The following is a 15,538-nucleotide window of genomic DNA, read 5'->3' as shown; positions in this document are numbered from 1 at the left end:
CAGGCGCGCGGGTGCGGGATAAATGCATCCCGCGATCATAGCAAGGTACGCGCCGCCGCGGGTCGGGCCGGCGCGGCAAGTTACAATACCGGCATGACACGCAAAACCCGCATTCAACCGATCGAATCCGTCGTCACGGAAGTCGACGAAAACGGCTACGATCGTCCGAGCAAGTCACAGGTCAAACGCGAAATGCAGGCGTTGCAGGATCTGGGCCTGGAACTCGTCGCGCTGCCGAAAGACGCGCTCAAGCGCGTGCCGATGCCCGAAAAGCTCGACGAAGCCGTGCGCGAAGCGCGCCGCATCACCGACCACGAAGGCAAGCGCCGCCAGATCCAGTACGTCGGCCGCGTGATGCGCTCGCTGCTCGACACCGAAACCGCCGCGCTGCGCACCGCGCTCGACACCTACAAGGGCATCAACAAGTCGGAGACGGCGAAGCTCCATTGGATCGAGCGCACCCGCGAAAAGCTGCTGGCCGACGACGCCGCGCTGACCGAGTTCATCCGCCAGCACCCGAGCGCCGACCCGCAGCAGGGCCGCACGCTGATCCGCAACGCGCGCAAGGAAGCGGAGCAGAGCAAGCCGCCGCGCTACTTCCGCGAGTTGTTCCAGTGGATCAAGAGCGCGGCCGGCACCGACGACGAAGCGCAAGACGCGCACGACCCCAACCTCGCCGCGGAAGACGACGATGACGACCGCGACGCCTGATCGACGTAAGCAACGTCAGCACCCCGACGAAATCGTGATCGGCCTCGTGTCGATCAGCGACCGCGCGTCGACGGGCGTGTACGAGGACAAGGGCATTCCGGCGCTGCAGGAGTGGCTCGGCGCGGCCTTGAGCTCGCCATGGCAGGTGGTCACGCGGCTGATCGCCGACGACGCGCCGACCATCTCGGCGACGCTGATCGAGCTGGTCGACGAAGTGGGCTGCGATCTGGTGCTGACGACCGGGGGCACCGGACCGTCGCGCCGCGACGTGACGCCCGAGGCGACGCTCGCTGTCGCGACCAGGGAGATGCCCGGCTTCGGCGAGCAGATGCGGCAGATCAGCCTGAATTTCGTGCCGACCGCGATCCTGTCGCGCCAGATCGCGGTGATCCGCGAAACCGAACGACACGCCGCGCTGATCATCAACCTGCCCGGCCAGCCGAAATCGATCAGGGAAACGCTGGAAGGCCTGCGCGATGACGGCATGGTCAAGGTGCCAGGGATTTTCGCGGCGGTGCCGTACTGCATCGACCTGATCGGCGGCCCTTACGTAGAAACGAACGTCGACGTGGTCAAGGCGTTCCGGCCGAAAAGCGCGCAACGCGCGCCGCGGCAAGGCTGAGGTTCGACGTTCGGGGCCTGCCCGTGCAAGCCCGCGCTTTACTGAGCGCTCGCGGCGGCGTCCGGCGCCGACGGCACGAGGAAATGCTCGCGGTAGTACTTCAGCTCGTCGATCGACTCGTGGATATCGGCCAGCGCCGTGTGCATCGCGCGCTTCTGGAAGCCCTTGTAGATGACCGGCTGCCAGCGCCGGCACAGCTCCTTCAGCGTACTCACGTCGAGGTTGCGGTAGTGGAAGAAGCTCTCCAGATCCTGCATCCAGCGCGCCATGAAGCGGCGGTCCTGGCAGATCGAGTTGCCGCACATCGGCGACTTGCCGGGCGGCACGTACTGGCCGAGGAACTCGCGGATCTGCGCGGTCGCGTCGGCCTCGCTGACCGTCGACGCCTTCACGCGATCGATCAGCCCCGAGCGGCCATGCGTGTTCTGGTTCCACTCGTCCATCTTCGCGAGCGTTTCATCGCTCTGATGAATCGCGAGCACCGGACCTTCGACCATCCTGTCGAGCGTCGAATTCGTCACCACCACCGCGATCTCGATGATGCGGTCGGTGTCGGGCTCGAGCCCGGTCATTTCCATGTCCAGCCAGACGAGATTCATGTCGCTGCGCACGAGCGGCGGCTGTTCGGTGGATGCGAGGATGTCAGTCATGAAGGCAACCCTGAGGGCCGCGCGGCGGGCTTCGCTGGAAACCCGCGCGGCGCGGCATGTGTTCGTTTGAAATCGATTCGCGCGGTTCGAGCCGGGCCGGCCGCGCCAAAGCGCCGCCCTGAACTGCTACCCGGAGCTCTTGCATTGAACCGTCGCGTTAAACCGTATCTCCGCCGCAAGGCGGGAAGAAACATATAATTCTCGCATAGATACCACGGAATCCCCGGATGCCTACCCTGTACTTCACCGCCCTGTTCGTCGTTGCCGTCGTCGCGATGGTCGGCACCAAACTCTGGCTCGCCTCGCGGCAGATCCGCTTCGTCGTCGCGCATCGCGAACAGGTGCCGAGCCAGTTCGCGAACACCATCGCGCTGACCGCGCATCAGCGCGCGGCCGACTACACGGTCGAGCGCACGCGGCTCGCGATGGTCGAGATCGTCGTCGGCGCGGCCGTGCTGATCTGGCTCACGCTGCTCGGCGGCGTGCAGATGCTCGATCTCGCGATCTCCGACTGGCTCGGCCGCGGCTACGTCGGTCAGATCGCGCTGGTTGCCGCTGTGATCGCGATCACGAGCGCGATCGACCTGCCGTTCGATTACTACCGGCAGTTCGTCGTCGAGCAACGCTTCGGCTTCAATCGCATGAGCAAAAGCCTGTTCTTTTTCGACCGTCTGAAGGGCGCGCTGCTCGGCATCGCGTTCGGCCTGCCGTTGTTGTTCGTCGTGCTGTGGCTGATGAACCGCGCGGGCAACCTGTGGTGGCTGTGGGCATGGGTCGTGTGGGTCGCGTTCCAGATGTTCGGCCTGCTGATTTTCCCGACCTTCATCGCGCCGCTGTTCAACAAGTTCGAGCCGCTGAAGGATGACGCGCTCGTGACCCGCATCGAGGCGCTGATGAAGCGCTGCGGCTTTGCCGCGAAGGGCCTGTTCGTGATGGACGGCAGCCGCCGTTCGGCGCACGGCAACGCGTACTTCACCGGCTTCGGCGCGAGCAAGCGCATCGTGTTTTTCGACACGCTGCTCGCGCGCCTGTCGGGCCGCGAGATCGAAGCGGTGCTCGCGCACGAGCTCGGCCACTTCAAGCGTCGTCACGTGATGAAGCGCATGCTGGTCACGTTCGCGATCAGCCTCGCGATGCTCGCGCTGCTCGGCTGGCTGACGCAATGCGTGTGGTTCTACGAAGGGCTCGGCGTGCGGCCGTCGCTCGTCGGCGGCAATAGCGGACTCGCGCTCGTGCTGTTCTTCCTCGCGCTGCCGGTGTTCATGTTCTTCGTCACGCCGCTTGGCAGTCTCAGCTCGCGCAAGCACGAGTTCGAAGCCGACGCGTTCGCGGCGACGCAAACCGACGCGCACGATCTCGTCAACGCGCTCGTCAAGCTGTACGAGGACAACGCGTCGACGCTGACGCCCGATCCGATCTACACCGCGTTCTACTATTCGCATCCGCCGGCCTCGCAGCGGATCGACCGACTGCTGCAGCACGCATGAGCGGCCGCGCTCCGAAGAAGGCGGCGCGCGGCGCGTCGGCCACCGCATCCGGCATGCACGGCGCGCGCACGGGCGGCCTCGTGGTGGCCGCGCACGGCCGCCACTATCTGGTCGCTCCCGAAGACGGCGGCGCGTTGCTGCAATGTTTCCCACGCGGCAAGCGCAGCGAGGTCGCGGTCGGCGACCGCGTGATCTATGAGCCGACCTCGGCGGATCAAGGCGTGATCGTCGAGATCGGCGAGCGGCGCAATCTGCTGTATCGCTCGGATCAGTACAAGTCGAAGCTGTTCGCCGCGAACCTCGACCAGTTGCTGATCGTGCTCGCCACCGAGCCGCATTTCAGCGAGGATCTGCTCGGCCGCGCGCTCGTCGCCGCCGAGGCGAACGAATTGAAGCCGCTGATCGTGCTGAACAAGATCGACGTCACCAATGCTCTGGACGGCGCGCGCAAGCGGCTCGAGCCGTATCGCGCGCTCGGCTATCCGGTGCTCGAAGCGTCGATCCGCATGCAGCCCGAGGCGGCACGCGCCACGCTGACCGAACATCTGCATGGTCACGCGACGCTGCTGCTCGGCCAGTCCGGCATGGGCAAATCGACACTCGTGAACCTGCTGATTCCCGATGCCGAAGTCGCGACGCGCGAGATCTCGAGCGCGCTGAACAGCGGGCGCCATACCACGACGTTCACGCGTCTTTATCCGCTGCCGCGGTCGGAGGGCACGACCGGCGTGAATGGCGTCAACGGCGCGGCCGGCGCGCTGATCGACTCGCCGGGCTTTCAGGAATTCGGCCTGCATCACCTGAGCGAAGGCCGGCTCGAACGCGCGTTCCCCGAGTTCCGGCCGCTGCTGCCAAACTGCCGTTTCTATAACTGCCATCATTTGCACGAGCCTGGCTGCGCGATCCTCGAAGCCGTCGCCGACGGGCGTGTCCGCCGCGAACGGCATGCGCTTTATGCGCAGCTCGTGCACGAGGCGAGCCAGATTGTCCGCTGACATGAAACTGATGCGCGCGCCGAACCTGATCATCGGACAGCATTGGGTCAACGTGCTGGAGACCGCGGGCATCGCTTGCGAGCTGCACAACCGCTATCTGAACGGTGCGCTCGGCGAGATTCCGGCCGACCAGTGCGCGCCGGAGTTGTGGCTCGTCGATGAACGCGATGAGGCGATCGCGCGGCGGCTGATCGAAGCGGCCTCGCGAGGACCAGCGCCGGGCACGCCTCCATGGCAATGTCAGCAGTGCGGCGAGGTGCTCGAGGCGCAGTTCACCGTGTGCTGGCAATGCGGGACTGTGCGCGATCCGTTGAAGGGGTGAAGCGGAGTCGGGAATTGAAGAAGCCGGGCATTGCCCGGCTTCTTCTTGTGCTGCGCGCGTGGCCTTGGCCGCTTCAGGCGAGCCACACCGCGATGGTCAGCATCAACAGCAGGATCATCCACAGTACGACTGCACGCCACACCAGCCCCACTGCCGATTGCAGCGTGCGCGGCGTGCAGTCGTCGCCGACCTGCATCGGACCGCCGTCGCCGGTGGCGAGCGCGTCGAGGCTCGACGGCTCCGCGAGTGGCCCGGCCAAGCGCGCGCCGAGCGCCCCGCTGCCCGCGGCGAGCAACACGCCGTCGTTCGTATCGGGCCACTGCCGTGCATGGTTGCGCCACGCGTAAATCGCATCCTCGAAATTGCCGACGATCGCAAAGCCCAGCGACGTCAGCCGCGCCGGCACCCAGTCGATCACGAAGAACGCGCGCTGCGCGAAGCTCGAAAACGCGACGGTGCGGTCGTCGGCCGGCCGCGCCCATACGCGCGCGAGATATTCCGCGCAACGGTACAGCACCGCGCCAGCGGGACCGACCGGAATCAGGAACCAGAAGAACACGCCGAACACATGACGATGCGACGCGACCACCGCGTGGATCAGCGTGTGACGCACGATCTCGCTGACCGGCATGTCGACGGTCTCGAGCCCGGTCCATTCGTTGAGAATTTCGCGCGCGCGTGGCACGTCGTCGTTGTTCAACGCGAGATGGATGTCGGTGAAGTAATGGCTGAACTGCCGGAAGCCGAGCGTGAAGTACAGCACCACGACGTTCCACAGGAACGCGAGCATGAAGTGAATGTGATACAGCACGTAGTAGACGAGCGCGACCGCGAGCGTCCAGGGCACCACCACGACGAGCCACGCGAGCAGACCGTGACGTTGCTTGCCAGCATCGAATCCGTGCGCCGCCGACTCCGCATGGTATTGAAGCAGCGCGGACAACGGATTGTTCGGCGACAGCGCGCGTACCTGTTCAATGATCAGAGCCAGCAATACGGAGAAAAAAGTCATGCGATGCGCCGTGCTTTTTAAGTTTTTTACGATTGTTTTATAACGATAGCACAGGGTCGGATGAGTCTGAACGCGGATGCTGACAAAGCGCCGACAAGTGCGTCGTTCGCGCAACTGTGCATCGTCGAGGCGGCGATGCGAGTCACGTAATTTATGCGGCGAGGAACCGATACAGGTTACGCAGCATCGCCGCCGTCGCGCCCCAGATGAAATGATGGCCGCCTTGCACGGCTGCTGGCGTGACCGTCTGCGCGTGGTGCGCGCCGCGCTGCTCGGCGGCCTCCGGAGCCGCCGTCAATTCGCCGCGCGGATACGGCATCGCGAAGAAGCGGCGCTCTCCGCCCTCGTAGCGGAACAGGCGCTCTTCGTGGTTGGACGGGTCCATCAGGAACGCGAGCGGCACTTCGAAGACCTCGGCCACTTCGAGCGTATCGATCTCCAGCGAGAACGGCGGGTGCACAAGAGCGATGACCGGCGACACGCGAAAGCCGGTGCCAGTGAGATAGTCGGGCAACGCGCCGAGAACTTCGACGCGCGACGCGTCGAGGCCCACCTCTTCGCGCGCTTCGCGCAGAGCCGTTGCGGTCGCATCAGCGTCGAACGGTTCCTGGCGGCCGCCGGGAAAACTCACCTGACCGGCGTGATCGTTCAGATGGTCCGCGCGCTGCGTGAGCAACACGGTAAGACCACGCGCGCGCACGACGAGCGGCACCAGCACCGCGGCCACGCGCGGATCGAGGTCGGTATTGCGCCACGGCGCATCGGCAATTTTCTCGGGTGTCCAGGCAAGCTGCCGATCAAAGCGCGCCCGCAGTGCATCGGGCGTCAGACGCTCGCGCGCGACCGGTGGCAGATCGGCGCCTGTCGCGATGACAGGCAGAGTTTCGGGCTCAAAGACGGGGCGGATCAACGGGTCTCTCTGATGAGCGTGGACATGCCGCTATTTTGACCTGGCCAACAAAAAAGCACCCGCGAGGGGTGCTTTTTCTTACAGCATTTACGCTTGGGAAGCAGCGCGGTCTTTCGAGACCAGCTTTTCCTTGATTCGAGCCGACTTGCCCGAACGCTCGCGCAGATAGTACAGCTTCGCACGACGCACATCGCCGCGACGCTTGACGACGATGCTAGCCAGCAGCGGCGAATACGTCTGGAACGTACGCTCGACGCCTTCGCCCGACGAAATCTTACGGACGATGAACGACGAATTCAGACCACGGTTACGCTTGGCGATCACGACGCCTTCGTAAGCCTGCACACGCTTACGCGTGCCTTCAACCACGTTCACGCTGACGATGACCGTATCGCCCGGACCAAAATCCGGAATGGTCTTTTCGCCAAGAACGCGCGCGATTTCTTCCTGCTCGAGTTTTGCAATCAGATTCATCACTGACTCCTAGATCCATCTTGTCGACGTTCGTACCTGCCTCACGCGCTTACTGCGTTGGGCTACGGCCCCGATAGAGGATGGGTTCACATCTGGCACCGCACACGCATGCACGGCACCGCCTTGTGTCCGCTCGAAAGACCGGGGCCTCAGGCCTTCGGCTCTTCCTTCGCGAGACTCGCGAGCCACGCCTCGTCGGCACGGCTCAGCATTCTGTTCTTTCTGGCCTTCACGATCAGATCGGGCCGCTTGTTCAACGTGTTGCGCAATGCTTCGCGCCGCCGCCACGCTTCGATTTCCGCATGATGGCCGCCGAGCAGCACATCAGGCACCCGCACGCCCTCGTATTCCTCGGGACGCGTGTAGTGCGGACAATCGAGCAGCACATCGACGAAGCTATCCTGCACCGCCGACTGTGAGTCGTTCAGCACGCCAGGCAACTGACGCACGACCGCATCCATCAACGCCATCGCGGGCAACTCGCCGCCCGACAGCACGAAGTCGCCAAGGCTTACTTCTTCGTCGACTACACGGTCCAGCAGACGCTGGTCGATCGCTTCGTAGCGCCCGCACAACAGGATCAGACCGGGTTCGGCCGCGAACTTCATCACGCGCTCGTGATTCAGTGTGGCGCCTTGCGGCGACATCATCACGACGCGCGCCGCGCCGATGCCCTGCTCCGCTTGCGCCGCTTTCGCGGCACTGATCGCGTCTTCGAGCGGCCGGGCCAGCATAACCATGCCGGGGCCGCCGCCGTATGGGCGATCGTCGATCGTGCGGTAGTTGTCGGTCGTGAAATCGCGCGGATTCCACGTACGCAACCCATAGCGCTGCTGCTTCGCGGCCCGGCTGGTGATACCCCAGTCAGTCAGCGCGCGGAACATTTCTGGAAAGAGCGTCACGACATCGAACTGCATCGCTCTCCCCGCTCAACGATAGATTTCAATAGTCAGCTTCCCAGTCGACGACGATATGCTTTGCCGCCTGGTCCACCGTTTTGACAAAGACGCCGACGAACGGGATCAAACGCTCGCCTGCGACCGGCTTGCCGTTTTTGTCGGTAGCCGGATATTCGATGCGCAGCACCGACTGCGCGCCGTTGTCGATCATGCTGGCGACTTTGCCGAGGTTGAGCCCGGCGAGATTCACCACGTCCAGGCCGATCAGATCGACCCAGTAGAATTCGTCGGCTTCGAGCGCCGGAAATTCGCTACGGCCGATGTATACGCGAGAGCCGCGCAAAGCCAACGCCGTATCGCGGTCAGCGACGCCACCCAGACGGGCGACCACGCTGTCGCTATGTGTTTTGGCCTGCAAGGACGGCGCCGATTTGCGCTCCTGGCCTTTCAGCAGCCACCAGCGCTTCGCGCTCAGCAAGACGTCGCCGCCTTGCCCGGCGTCCGCATGCGCGGCTACCTTGACCCAGCCTTTGAGACCATAGGCGTCGACGATTGCGCCGACTTCGACCGCATCGGCCGGCCAGCTTGCCGCCGTTTCGATGCGCATTTCTGCAGCTTCGAAATCGGCGTTCGCGGCATTGGCTTGCGCCTCTTTCGCCTTGCCGTCGGTTCGTTCGACCGGCTTGCGGACGAATGCACCGAACGACGCCTGACCAGACGCCTTTGCGCGCGAAGCTGCCTTGACGCTACCAGAACTGCCGGAATCACGCTCAGACATCGAATAACCTCGACAACAACTTCGCAGCCTGCTTTGGCGTCTGCTTCAGTAAAACAAATTGCGCATCGGACTGCTCACGCGAGTTGCGCGGGCCGCCGGCCGAACCGACGACGATACGCCTGCGGGCCGCCATATCAAGCAGCCGGCTGCGCCTTTTGCGCTTCCTTCACGAGACGTTCGACGGTCGGCGACAGTTGCGCGCCAACACCTTGCCAGTACGTCAGGCGATCCTGAGCGATACGCAGGGACTCGCCCTTCGTAGCGACCGGGTTGTAGAAACCGACGCGCTCGATGAAGCGGCCGTCACGACGGCTGCGCGAGTCGGTGGCGACGATGTTGTAGAACGGGCGCTTCTTGGAGCCGCCACGAGCCAAGCGGATGATGACCATACTAGAATCCTTGAAAACCGGGGTTCGGAACGACTGAAACACGCGATTATAGCGGGAAACCGACGCCATAACAAACACTTACCGGGATAAACTGCGGAACCGGGCTGCCCCCACCTTCTTACAAGTGGTGCGAGAACCCGCTCAAACGCCCGAATTACCTGAAGGAGCGCCTGTGCAACGCCAGCCGAAACTCCCGTTTCCGTTCGCCTTTCGTGCCATTTTCGTACGCTTTGCTGGACTTTCGCGCACCTCGTGCAGCCGGATTCTACGTGCGGTAGCGGCCGCGGTTATCGCCGCGCAGGCGTTGACGGCAATCGCCGCGCTGCCCATCGAGAAAATCAAGCTGCCGCCGGGCTTTCACATCGAAGTGTTGTCGGACGAGGTGCCGAGCGCGCGCGCGATGACGTTGTCGCCCAAGGGCATTCTCTACGTGGGCAGCGACGATGGCCATGTGTATGCGCTCGAGCTGCGGAACGGCCGCGTGACGGGTCACCACGTGATCGCCTCCGGGCTGCAGATGCCCGCCGGCGTCGCGTGGCGCGACGGCGCTCTGTATGTGTCGGCCGTGTCGAAAATCGTGCGCTTCGATGCGATCGACTCGCACCTGAACGATCCGCCGAAACCGGTCGTTGTCACCGACAAGCTGCCGACGGACACGCATCACGGCTGGAAATTCATTGCGTTCGGCCCGGATGGCAAGCTGTACGTGCCGCAAGGCGCGCCGTGCAACATTTGCCAGAGAGATCCGGACCGCTTTGCGATGATTGGCCGCATGAACCCGGACGGCAGCCACTACGAGGTCGTCGCGCGCGGCATCCGCAATTCGGTCGGCTTCGCGTGGCATCCGGTCACCCACGAACTGTGGTTCACCGACAACGGTCGCGACCTGCTCGGCGACGATATTCCGAGCGACAAGCTCAACCGCGCGCCGCTAGTCGGCATGAACTTCGGCTTTCCGTACTGTCACGGCGGCGACACGCCCGACCCCGAGTACGGCAAGGATCATCCGTGCAGCGAATTCACGCCGCCAGTGGTCAAGCTTGGCGCGCACGTGGCGGCGCTTGGCATGCGCTTCTACGACGGCCCGATGTTTCCAGCCGACTACCGCAACAATATCTTCATCGCCGAGCACGGCTCGTGGAACCGCAGCAAGAAGGTCGGCTACCGTGTCGTGCGCGTGATCACCGACCCTGACGGCAGCCACGCACGCCAGCAGGTCTTTGCCGAAGGCTGGCTGCAACCCGGCGAATCGGTCTGGGGCCGCCCCGCCGACGTGTTGCCGCTGCCAGACGGTTCGCTACTGATCAGCGACGATACCGCCGGCGCAATCTATCGCATCACGTATTCAGCGCCGTAACGCGCGGATGCACGCATGCCCGGCTGAACGGCTGCACTCACCTTGAGCCAGGTCCGGCGCATCTCGCCACCCCGCTTTCAGCCTGGGCGATCGTCCTCCACGTGACCACCCGCGCGCCGCAGGCGTAGAATGCGCGTCGGTCCGCGCCCCCGCGGCGCGCCGCTCCTTTCGACCGCCCGTCACTCTGCCCACGCGTTCATGCCCACCGCTGCCTCGACTTCCCCGCGCTTCAGATCCAAGACGCTCACCGCCGCGTTGGCGTTCCTGTTCGGCAGCCTCGGCGCCCACCGCTTCTATCTGTATGGCACCCGAGACATCTACGGCTGGGCGCATCTACTCGGCACGCTGATCGGCATTCCCGGCGTGATGCTGCTGGTCGCGACCGAGCGCGCGTCGATCCTGGGCTGGGTGCTCGCGCCGATCGGCGCGGTTTCGCTGTTTGCCGCGTTTCTGGCGGCGCTCGTCTACGGGCTGCGTCCTGATCAGAAATGGGATGCGCAATTCAACACCCACACGCAACGCAAAAGCCGCTCCGGCTGGACGGTCATTTTCGTCGTGATCTTTTCGCTGCTGATCGGTGCGTTTCTGCTGATGACCGGTCTCGCGCTCGGTTTCCAGACCTACTTCGAAAGTCAGGTCGAAGCGGCCAAAGCGATTTCGCAGTAGTGCCCCCGTGGCGGGACCGCAGACGTTCCCGCGCGCTAGAAAAGCCTCAGTTGCGGATTGTCGCGCGCCGGTGCGCTCACCTGCTCGGCGCGCGGCGGCTCGATCCGGCGGAAATGCGACATGTCGAGAATGCCGCGGTCGCGCCCGTTCAACCCTAACCGGCGCACGGCCTTGTGAAAGCGCTGCCTGAGCAGATCCGCCCATAAGCCCTCTCCCTTCATGCGGGTCGAGAACGACGAATCGTAATCCTTGCCGCCTCGCATGTCGCGCACACGGCTCATCACGCGCTCGGCCCGATCCGGGAAATGTGCGCCCAGCCAATCCTTGAACAGCGGCGCGACCTCCCACGGCAGCCGCAGCACGATATAGCTCGCATTGCTGGCGCCCGCTTCGGCGCATGCTTCGAGCACGCGCTCCAGATCCGGTTCGGTGACGAACGGGATCACCGGCGCGATGCTGACGCCGACCGGAATGCCCGCCTCGCTGAGCGTACGGATCGTGCGCAGCCGACGCGACGGCGTGGCCGCGCGCGGTTCGAGCGTGCGCGCGATGTCGGCGTCCAGCGTGGTGATGGTGATCGCCGCCATGAATTGTCCGCGCCCGGCCATCGGCGCAAGCAGGTCGATTTCGCGCTCGATCAGCGATGATTTGGTGATCGCCGCGAACGGGTGGTTGCGCTCGCTGAGCACCTCGATCACACGACGCGTGAGACGCAAGTCACGTTCGGCCGGCTGCCATGCATCGGTGGCGACGCCGAGCGCGATCGGCTCGGGTACATAGGATTTCTTCGACAGTTCCCGCTCGAGCAGTTCGGGCGCGTTGATCTTCGCGTAGATGCGGCTTTCGAAATCGAGCCCGGGCGACAAGCCCAGGTAGCTGTGCGTGGGCCGCGCGAAGCAATAGATGCAGCCGTGTTCGCAGCCCCGGTAAGGATTCAGCGACACATTGAACGGAATGTCCGGCGACGCATTGCGTGTGAGGATGGTTTTTGCGCGCTCCTCGAACACCTGCGTGCGCAGGACCTTCGGCTCCCCGTCTTCGTCGGCCGTCTGCCAGCCGTCGTGGACGGCTTCGCGCTGGTCGACTTCGTAGCGGCCTTGCAGGTTCGTGACCGCGCCGCGCCCCTTGCGAGGCGCCGGCGGCGCGATCGGAAATTCGGGAATGTCAGGGGTGTCGGGGTCATCCACGGCGGGCCACACAAAACAAACGCAAACAGGAAGCGCCAAAGGAAAGCGGCGCAAAACACCTGTATAAATATACAGTGTTTACGCCGTTTGTCGAGCACTTCGTTGGTCGCTTGATGCGCGTCCCACCCCGTCAGTGAACCGGCACCTACTCGCCCACCGCGATCGTCAGCGTCTCCTTGATTTCCTCCATCACCACATAGCTCTTCGACTGCACCGCGCCCGGCAGCTGCAGCAGGATATCGCCGAGCAACTTGCGGTAATCGGCCATTTCGCCGATGCGCGCCTTGATCAGATAGTCGAAATCGCCCGACACGAGGTGGCACTCGAGCACCTCGGGGATCTTCTGCACCTCGCGCCGGAACAGATCGAACATGTTGCCACTCTTGTGATCGAGCGTGATCTCGACGAACACGAGCAGCGCCGCGCCCAGCTCGGCCGGGTTCACGCGGGCGTAGTAGCCGGTGATCACGCCGTCGCGCTCCATCCGCTTGACGCGCTCGATGCACGGCGTCACCGACAGACCGACCTGCTCCGCCAGGTCCTTCATCGCCATCCGGCCGTCCTGCTGCAGGAGCCGCAGGATCTTGTGATCGAGCTTGTCGAGAGCCCGCACGGGCTGGCGCTGGGTACGCATGGTGTTTTTTCTAAAAATGATGAAAATACAATAACAAAACCTGTCTCACTGTTAATAGTATAGCGGTTAACACTGGGCAAACGGCATTTCACCTCACATTGCAGCTCGCCGAATCGAATCAGATCGAAGCTCCGACGAGCGCCTTGCCCTCACTCAATTTTTGGATATCTGGAGCAGCTATGCGAGTCGTCGTTTTGGGCAGTGGCGTCGTCGGCGTGACGAGTGCGTATTACCTCGCGCGCGCCGGTCACGAAGTGACCGTTATCGATCGCGAGGCCGGCCCGGCGCTCGAAACCAGTTTCGCCAACGCGGGCCAGATCTCGCCGGGCTACGCTTCGCCGTGGGCCGCCCCGGGCGTGCCGCTGAAGGCCGTCAAGTGGATGTTCCAGAAGCACGCGCCGCTAGCGATTCGCGTCGACGGCACCGCGTTCCAACTGCAATGGATGTGGCAGATGCTGCAGAACTGCACGGCGCCGCGCTATGCGGTGAACAAGGGCCGTATGGTGCGGCTGGCCGAATACAGCCGCGACGGCCTGCAGGCGTTGCGCGCCGACACCGGCATCGAGTACGAAGGCCGCACCGGCGGCACGCTGCAGGTATTTCGCACGCAACAGCAATTCGACGGCGCCGCGAAAGACATCGCCGTGCTGCAGGAAGCCAACGTGCCATACGAACTGCTGACGGCCGACGAACTCGCCAAGGCCGAACCAGCCCTCGCCGCGGTGTCGCACAAGCTCACCGGCGGCCTGCGCCTGCCCGGCGACGAAACCGGCGACTGCCAGATGTTCACGACGCGCCTCGCGGCGCTCGCCGAGGAACTGGGCGTCGAGTTCCGCTACAACACGTCGATCGACGCGCTCGCGATGGCGGGCGGCCGCATCGCCGGCGTGCAGTGCGGCGGCGAGTTCGTACGCGCGGATTCGTTCGTGGTCGCGCTCGGCTCGTATTCGACGCGCTTCCTCGATGGCATTGTGAAGATTCCGGTCTATCCGCTGAAGGGCTATTCGATCACCGCGCCGATCGTCGACGCGGCTGCCGCGCCGGTGTCGACCGTGCTCGATGAGACCTACAAGATCGCGATCACGCGCTTCGATGACCGGATTCGCGTCGGCGGGATGGCCGAGATCGTTGGCTTCGACAAATCGCTGCGCCAGGCGCGCCGCGAGACGCTCGAGCTTTCTGTGAATGACCTGTTCCCGGGCGGCGGCGACACGTCGAAGGCGACGTTCTGGAGCGGTCTGCGGCCGATGACGCCGGACGGCACGCCGATCGTCGGCCGCACGCCGGTGCCGAACCTGTTCCTGAACACCGGCCACGGCACGCTTGGCTGGACGATGTCGTGCGGCTCGGGCCAACTGCTCGCCGACTTGATGTCGGGCAAGCAGCCCGCGATTCGCGCGGACGATCTGTCGGTGCATCGCTATCTCGGCGAGACCGCGGGCGAGCATCGGCCGGCGTATGCGTGAGTTTGAGTGCGTGCGCTGACGCGGCCCGGGCCGCGGCGCAGGCCGAAACAAACTGCAGCCGTACAAACAAACGGCGCCTCGCGGGGCGCCGTTTGCATTTCAATGTGCTGCCGCGATCGCGGCCGGCATCGAGGCATGCTCAGAACTGGTCTTCCGACAAAGCCAGCACGCCCTCGCCCCCCTTCGCGCTGACGATCGCCACTTCGAGCGCCGCCGCCTGCGGCAGCACGTGCTCGGCGTAGAACCGCGCGGTCGCGATCTTCGCGTCATGAAACGCTGGGTCCTCGTCGCGCTTCGTCGCCGCGGCAAGCTGCGCACGCGCCATCTGCCAGCCGCCCAGCACGATGCCCGCGAGCTTCAGATAGGGCACGCTGCCCGCGAACACCGCATTCGGATCGCCCTTCGCATTGGCGACGACGAAATCGACGACCGCGCCAAGCGCGCGTTGGCCCTGCGCGAGCTGCGTGCGCATCGATGCGAACGCCGCGCCCTGCTGCGCGCCAAGCGCTTCAACCGTTTCGGCGACGCCAGCGAGCAGTTCCTTCGCGACCTTGCCGCCGTCGCGCAGCGTCTTGCGACCGATCAGGTCGTTGGCCTGGATCGCGGTCGTGCCTTCGTAAATCGGTAGAATGCGCGCGTCGCGGTAGTACTGGGCAGCGCCGGTTTCCTCGATGAAGCCCATGCCGCCATGCACCTGCACGCCGAGGCTCGTCACGTCGATCGACAGCTCAGTGCTCCAGCCCTTCACGATCGGCACGAGATATTCGTAGATCGCCTGATGCTTCGCGCGCGTCGCATCGTCCGGATGACGATGCGCGATATCGCAGTGCGAGGCCGCGACGTAGGCGAGCGCGCGCGACGCCTCGGTGAGGCTGCGCATCGTTGACAGCATGCGGCGCACGTCCGGGTGCTGGATGATCGCGACCGACTGCTTCGCGGAGCCGTCCACGGGACGGCTCTGCACGCGCTCTTTCGCATA

The 15,538-nt window shown here is 64.4% G+C and carries 18 protein-coding genes; 8 read left to right on the top strand and 10 right to left on the bottom strand.

Annotation, left to right across the window (positions count from 1 at the left end):
* Positions 1 to 93 precede the first annotated feature (93 nt).
* Positions 94 to 711 (top strand): ribosome biogenesis factor YjgA, encoded by a 618-nt coding sequence (gene yjgA, locus HDG37_RS12135; protein WP_184047476.1) that lies wholly within the window; start codon positions 94 to 96, stop codon positions 709 to 711.
* On the top strand, positions 692 to 1,333 hold the full coding sequence (mog, locus tag HDG37_RS12130; protein ID WP_184047473.1) for a molybdopterin adenylyltransferase: 642 nt from the start codon (positions 692 to 694) through the stop codon (positions 1,331 to 1,333). The genes yjgA and mog overlap by 20 nt, the downstream gene beginning before the upstream one ends.
* Before the next feature lie 38 nt (positions 1,334 to 1,371).
* Here the strand turns inward: mog and orn are convergent, their stop codons facing one another.
* Entirely contained in the window at positions 1,372 to 1,983 is a 612-nt protein-coding gene (gene orn, locus HDG37_RS12125; RefSeq protein ID WP_184047470.1) for an oligoribonuclease, read from the bottom strand.
* Between the two features lie 227 nt (positions 1,984 to 2,210).
* Here orn and HDG37_RS12120 point away from each other — a divergent pair, with 227 nt between their 5' ends.
* The 3 genes from HDG37_RS12120 to HDG37_RS12110 are packed head-to-tail and all read left to right on the top strand — an operon-like array spanning position 2,211 to position 4,787.
* The gene (locus HDG37_RS12120) at positions 2,211 to 3,470 is read left to right on the top strand and encodes a M48 family metallopeptidase (protein ID WP_184047467.1); all 1,260 of its coding nucleotides are present in this window, start codon (positions 2,211 to 2,213) and stop codon (positions 3,468 to 3,470) included.
* On the top strand, positions 3,467 to 4,465 hold the full coding sequence (gene rsgA / locus HDG37_RS12115) for a ribosome small subunit-dependent GTPase A (RefSeq protein ID WP_184047464.1): 999 nt from the start codon (positions 3,467 to 3,469) through the stop codon (positions 4,463 to 4,465). Before HDG37_RS12120 ends, rsgA begins: the two co-directional genes overlap by 4 nt.
* A 1-nt stretch (position 4,466) precedes the next feature.
* Positions 4,467 to 4,787 (top strand): DUF2007 domain-containing protein, encoded by a 321-nt coding sequence (locus HDG37_RS12110; protein WP_184047461.1) that lies wholly within the window; start codon positions 4,467 to 4,469, stop codon positions 4,785 to 4,787.
* A 73-nt stretch (positions 4,788 to 4,860) separates the two neighbouring features.
* Here the strand turns inward: HDG37_RS12110 and HDG37_RS12105 are convergent, their stop codons facing one another.
* The 6 genes from HDG37_RS12105 to rpsP form a co-directional block, all read right to left on the bottom strand.
* A complete protein-coding gene (locus tag HDG37_RS12105; protein WP_184047458.1) occupies positions 4,861 to 5,799 on the bottom strand; it encodes a CobD/CbiB family protein in 939 nt (312 codons plus the stop codon).
* 151 nt (positions 5,800 to 5,950) lie between these two features.
* Complete coding sequence (locus tag HDG37_RS12100) at positions 5,951 to 6,709, bottom strand: CoA pyrophosphatase (protein ID WP_184047455.1); 759 nt, start codon at positions 6,707 to 6,709, stop codon at positions 5,951 to 5,953.
* A gap of 87 nt (positions 6,710 to 6,796) precedes the next feature.
* A complete protein-coding gene (rplS, locus tag HDG37_RS12095; protein WP_013090115.1) occupies positions 6,797 to 7,183 on the bottom strand; it encodes a 50S ribosomal protein L19 in 387 nt (128 codons plus the stop codon).
* A gap of 149 nt (positions 7,184 to 7,332) precedes the next feature.
* Entirely contained in the window at positions 7,333 to 8,100 is a 768-nt protein-coding gene (gene trmD / locus HDG37_RS12090) for a tRNA (guanosine(37)-N1)-methyltransferase TrmD (RefSeq protein ID WP_184047453.1), read from the bottom strand.
* 25 nt (positions 8,101 to 8,125) lie between these two features.
* Entirely contained in the window at positions 8,126 to 8,860 is a 735-nt protein-coding gene (gene rimM / locus HDG37_RS12085; RefSeq protein ID WP_184047450.1) for a ribosome maturation factor RimM, read from the bottom strand.
* A gap of 134 nt (positions 8,861 to 8,994) precedes the next feature.
* Positions 8,995 to 9,249, bottom strand: coding sequence for a 30S ribosomal protein S16 (gene rpsP, locus HDG37_RS12080; protein WP_013090118.1), 255 nt, complete (start codon positions 9,247 to 9,249; stop codon positions 8,995 to 8,997).
* A gap of 172 nt (positions 9,250 to 9,421) precedes the next feature.
* Here rpsP and HDG37_RS12075 point away from each other — a divergent pair, with 172 nt between their 5' ends.
* Positions 9,422 to 10,606 (top strand): sorbosone dehydrogenase family protein, encoded by a 1,185-nt coding sequence (locus HDG37_RS12075; RefSeq protein ID WP_184047447.1) that lies wholly within the window; start codon positions 9,422 to 9,424, stop codon positions 10,604 to 10,606.
* Positions 10,607 to 10,804: 198 nt separating this feature from the next.
* A complete protein-coding gene (locus tag HDG37_RS12070) occupies positions 10,805 to 11,272 on the top strand; it encodes an NINE protein (protein WP_184047444.1) in 468 nt (155 codons plus the stop codon).
* A gap of 35 nt (positions 11,273 to 11,307) precedes the next feature.
* Here the strand turns inward: HDG37_RS12070 and HDG37_RS12065 are convergent, their stop codons facing one another.
* Positions 11,308 to 12,459: a PA0069 family radical SAM protein gene (locus HDG37_RS12065; RefSeq protein ID WP_184047441.1), complete on the bottom strand. Its 1,152-nt coding sequence runs from the start codon at positions 12,457 to 12,459 to the stop codon at positions 11,308 to 11,310.
* A gap of 145 nt (positions 12,460 to 12,604) precedes the next feature.
* Complete coding sequence (locus HDG37_RS12060) at positions 12,605 to 13,093, bottom strand: Lrp/AsnC ligand binding domain-containing protein (protein ID WP_090801287.1); 489 nt, start codon at positions 13,091 to 13,093, stop codon at positions 12,605 to 12,607.
* Positions 13,094 to 13,272: 179 nt separating this feature from the next.
* Between HDG37_RS12060 and HDG37_RS12055 the strand changes: the two genes are divergently transcribed.
* The gene (locus tag HDG37_RS12055) at positions 13,273 to 14,559 is read left to right on the top strand and encodes a D-amino acid dehydrogenase (RefSeq protein ID WP_184047438.1); all 1,287 of its coding nucleotides are present in this window, start codon (positions 13,273 to 13,275) and stop codon (positions 14,557 to 14,559) included.
* 139 nt (positions 14,560 to 14,698) lie between these two features.
* Here the strand turns inward: HDG37_RS12055 and HDG37_RS12050 are convergent.
* Positions 14,699 to 15,538: acyl-CoA dehydrogenase (locus HDG37_RS12050; RefSeq protein ID WP_184047435.1), on the bottom strand; the 840-nt coding region annotated here is incomplete at its 5' end.

The organism is Paraburkholderia sp. MM5384-R2, from assembly GCF_014201025.1.
Lineage (GTDB): Bacteria > Pseudomonadota > Gammaproteobacteria > Burkholderiales > Burkholderiaceae > Paraburkholderia > Paraburkholderia tuberum.
The sequence above is the reverse complement of the archived record's forward strand: the minus strand, read 5'-3'. Positions and strand labels throughout refer to the sequence as shown.

Excerpts from the sequence above, each read along its gene's own strand:
- rplS (WP_013090115.1), bottom strand. The coding sequence starts at position 7,183 with ATGAATCTGATTGCAAAACTCGAGCAGGAAGAAATCGCGCGCGTTCTT.
- yjgA (WP_184047476.1), top strand. The coding sequence starts at position 94 with ATGACACGCAAAACCCGCATTCAACCGATCGAATCCGTCGTCACGGAA.
- HDG37_RS12060 (WP_090801287.1), bottom strand. The coding sequence starts at position 13,093 with ATGCGTACCCAGCGCCAGCCCGTGCGGGCTCTCGACAAGCTCGATCAC.
- HDG37_RS12055 (WP_184047438.1), top strand. The coding sequence starts at position 13,273 with ATGCGAGTCGTCGTTTTGGGCAGTGGCGTCGTCGGCGTGACGAGTGCG.
- rimM (WP_184047450.1), bottom strand. The coding sequence starts at position 8,860 with ATGTCTGAGCGTGATTCCGGCAGTTCTGGTAGCGTCAAGGCAGCTTCG.
- rpsP (WP_013090118.1), bottom strand. The coding sequence starts at position 9,249 with ATGGTCATCATCCGCTTGGCTCGTGGCGGCTCCAAGAAGCGCCCGTTC.
- HDG37_RS12105 (WP_184047458.1), bottom strand. The coding sequence starts at position 5,799 with ATGACTTTTTTCTCCGTATTGCTGGCTCTGATCATTGAACAGGTACGC.
- HDG37_RS12110 (WP_184047461.1), top strand. The coding sequence starts at position 4,467 with ATGAAACTGATGCGCGCGCCGAACCTGATCATCGGACAGCATTGGGTC.
- trmD (WP_184047453.1), bottom strand. The coding sequence starts at position 8,100 with ATGCAGTTCGATGTCGTGACGCTCTTTCCAGAAATGTTCCGCGCGCTG.
- HDG37_RS12120 (WP_184047467.1), top strand. The coding sequence starts at position 2,211 with ATGCCTACCCTGTACTTCACCGCCCTGTTCGTCGTTGCCGTCGTCGCG.
- HDG37_RS12070 (WP_184047444.1), top strand. The coding sequence starts at position 10,805 with ATGCCCACCGCTGCCTCGACTTCCCCGCGCTTCAGATCCAAGACGCTC.
- mog (WP_184047473.1), top strand. The coding sequence starts at position 692 with ATGACGACCGCGACGCCTGATCGACGTAAGCAACGTCAGCACCCCGAC.
- orn (WP_184047470.1), bottom strand. The coding sequence starts at position 1,983 with ATGACTGACATCCTCGCATCCACCGAACAGCCGCCGCTCGTGCGCAGC.
- rsgA (WP_184047464.1), top strand. The coding sequence starts at position 3,467 with ATGAGCGGCCGCGCTCCGAAGAAGGCGGCGCGCGGCGCGTCGGCCACC.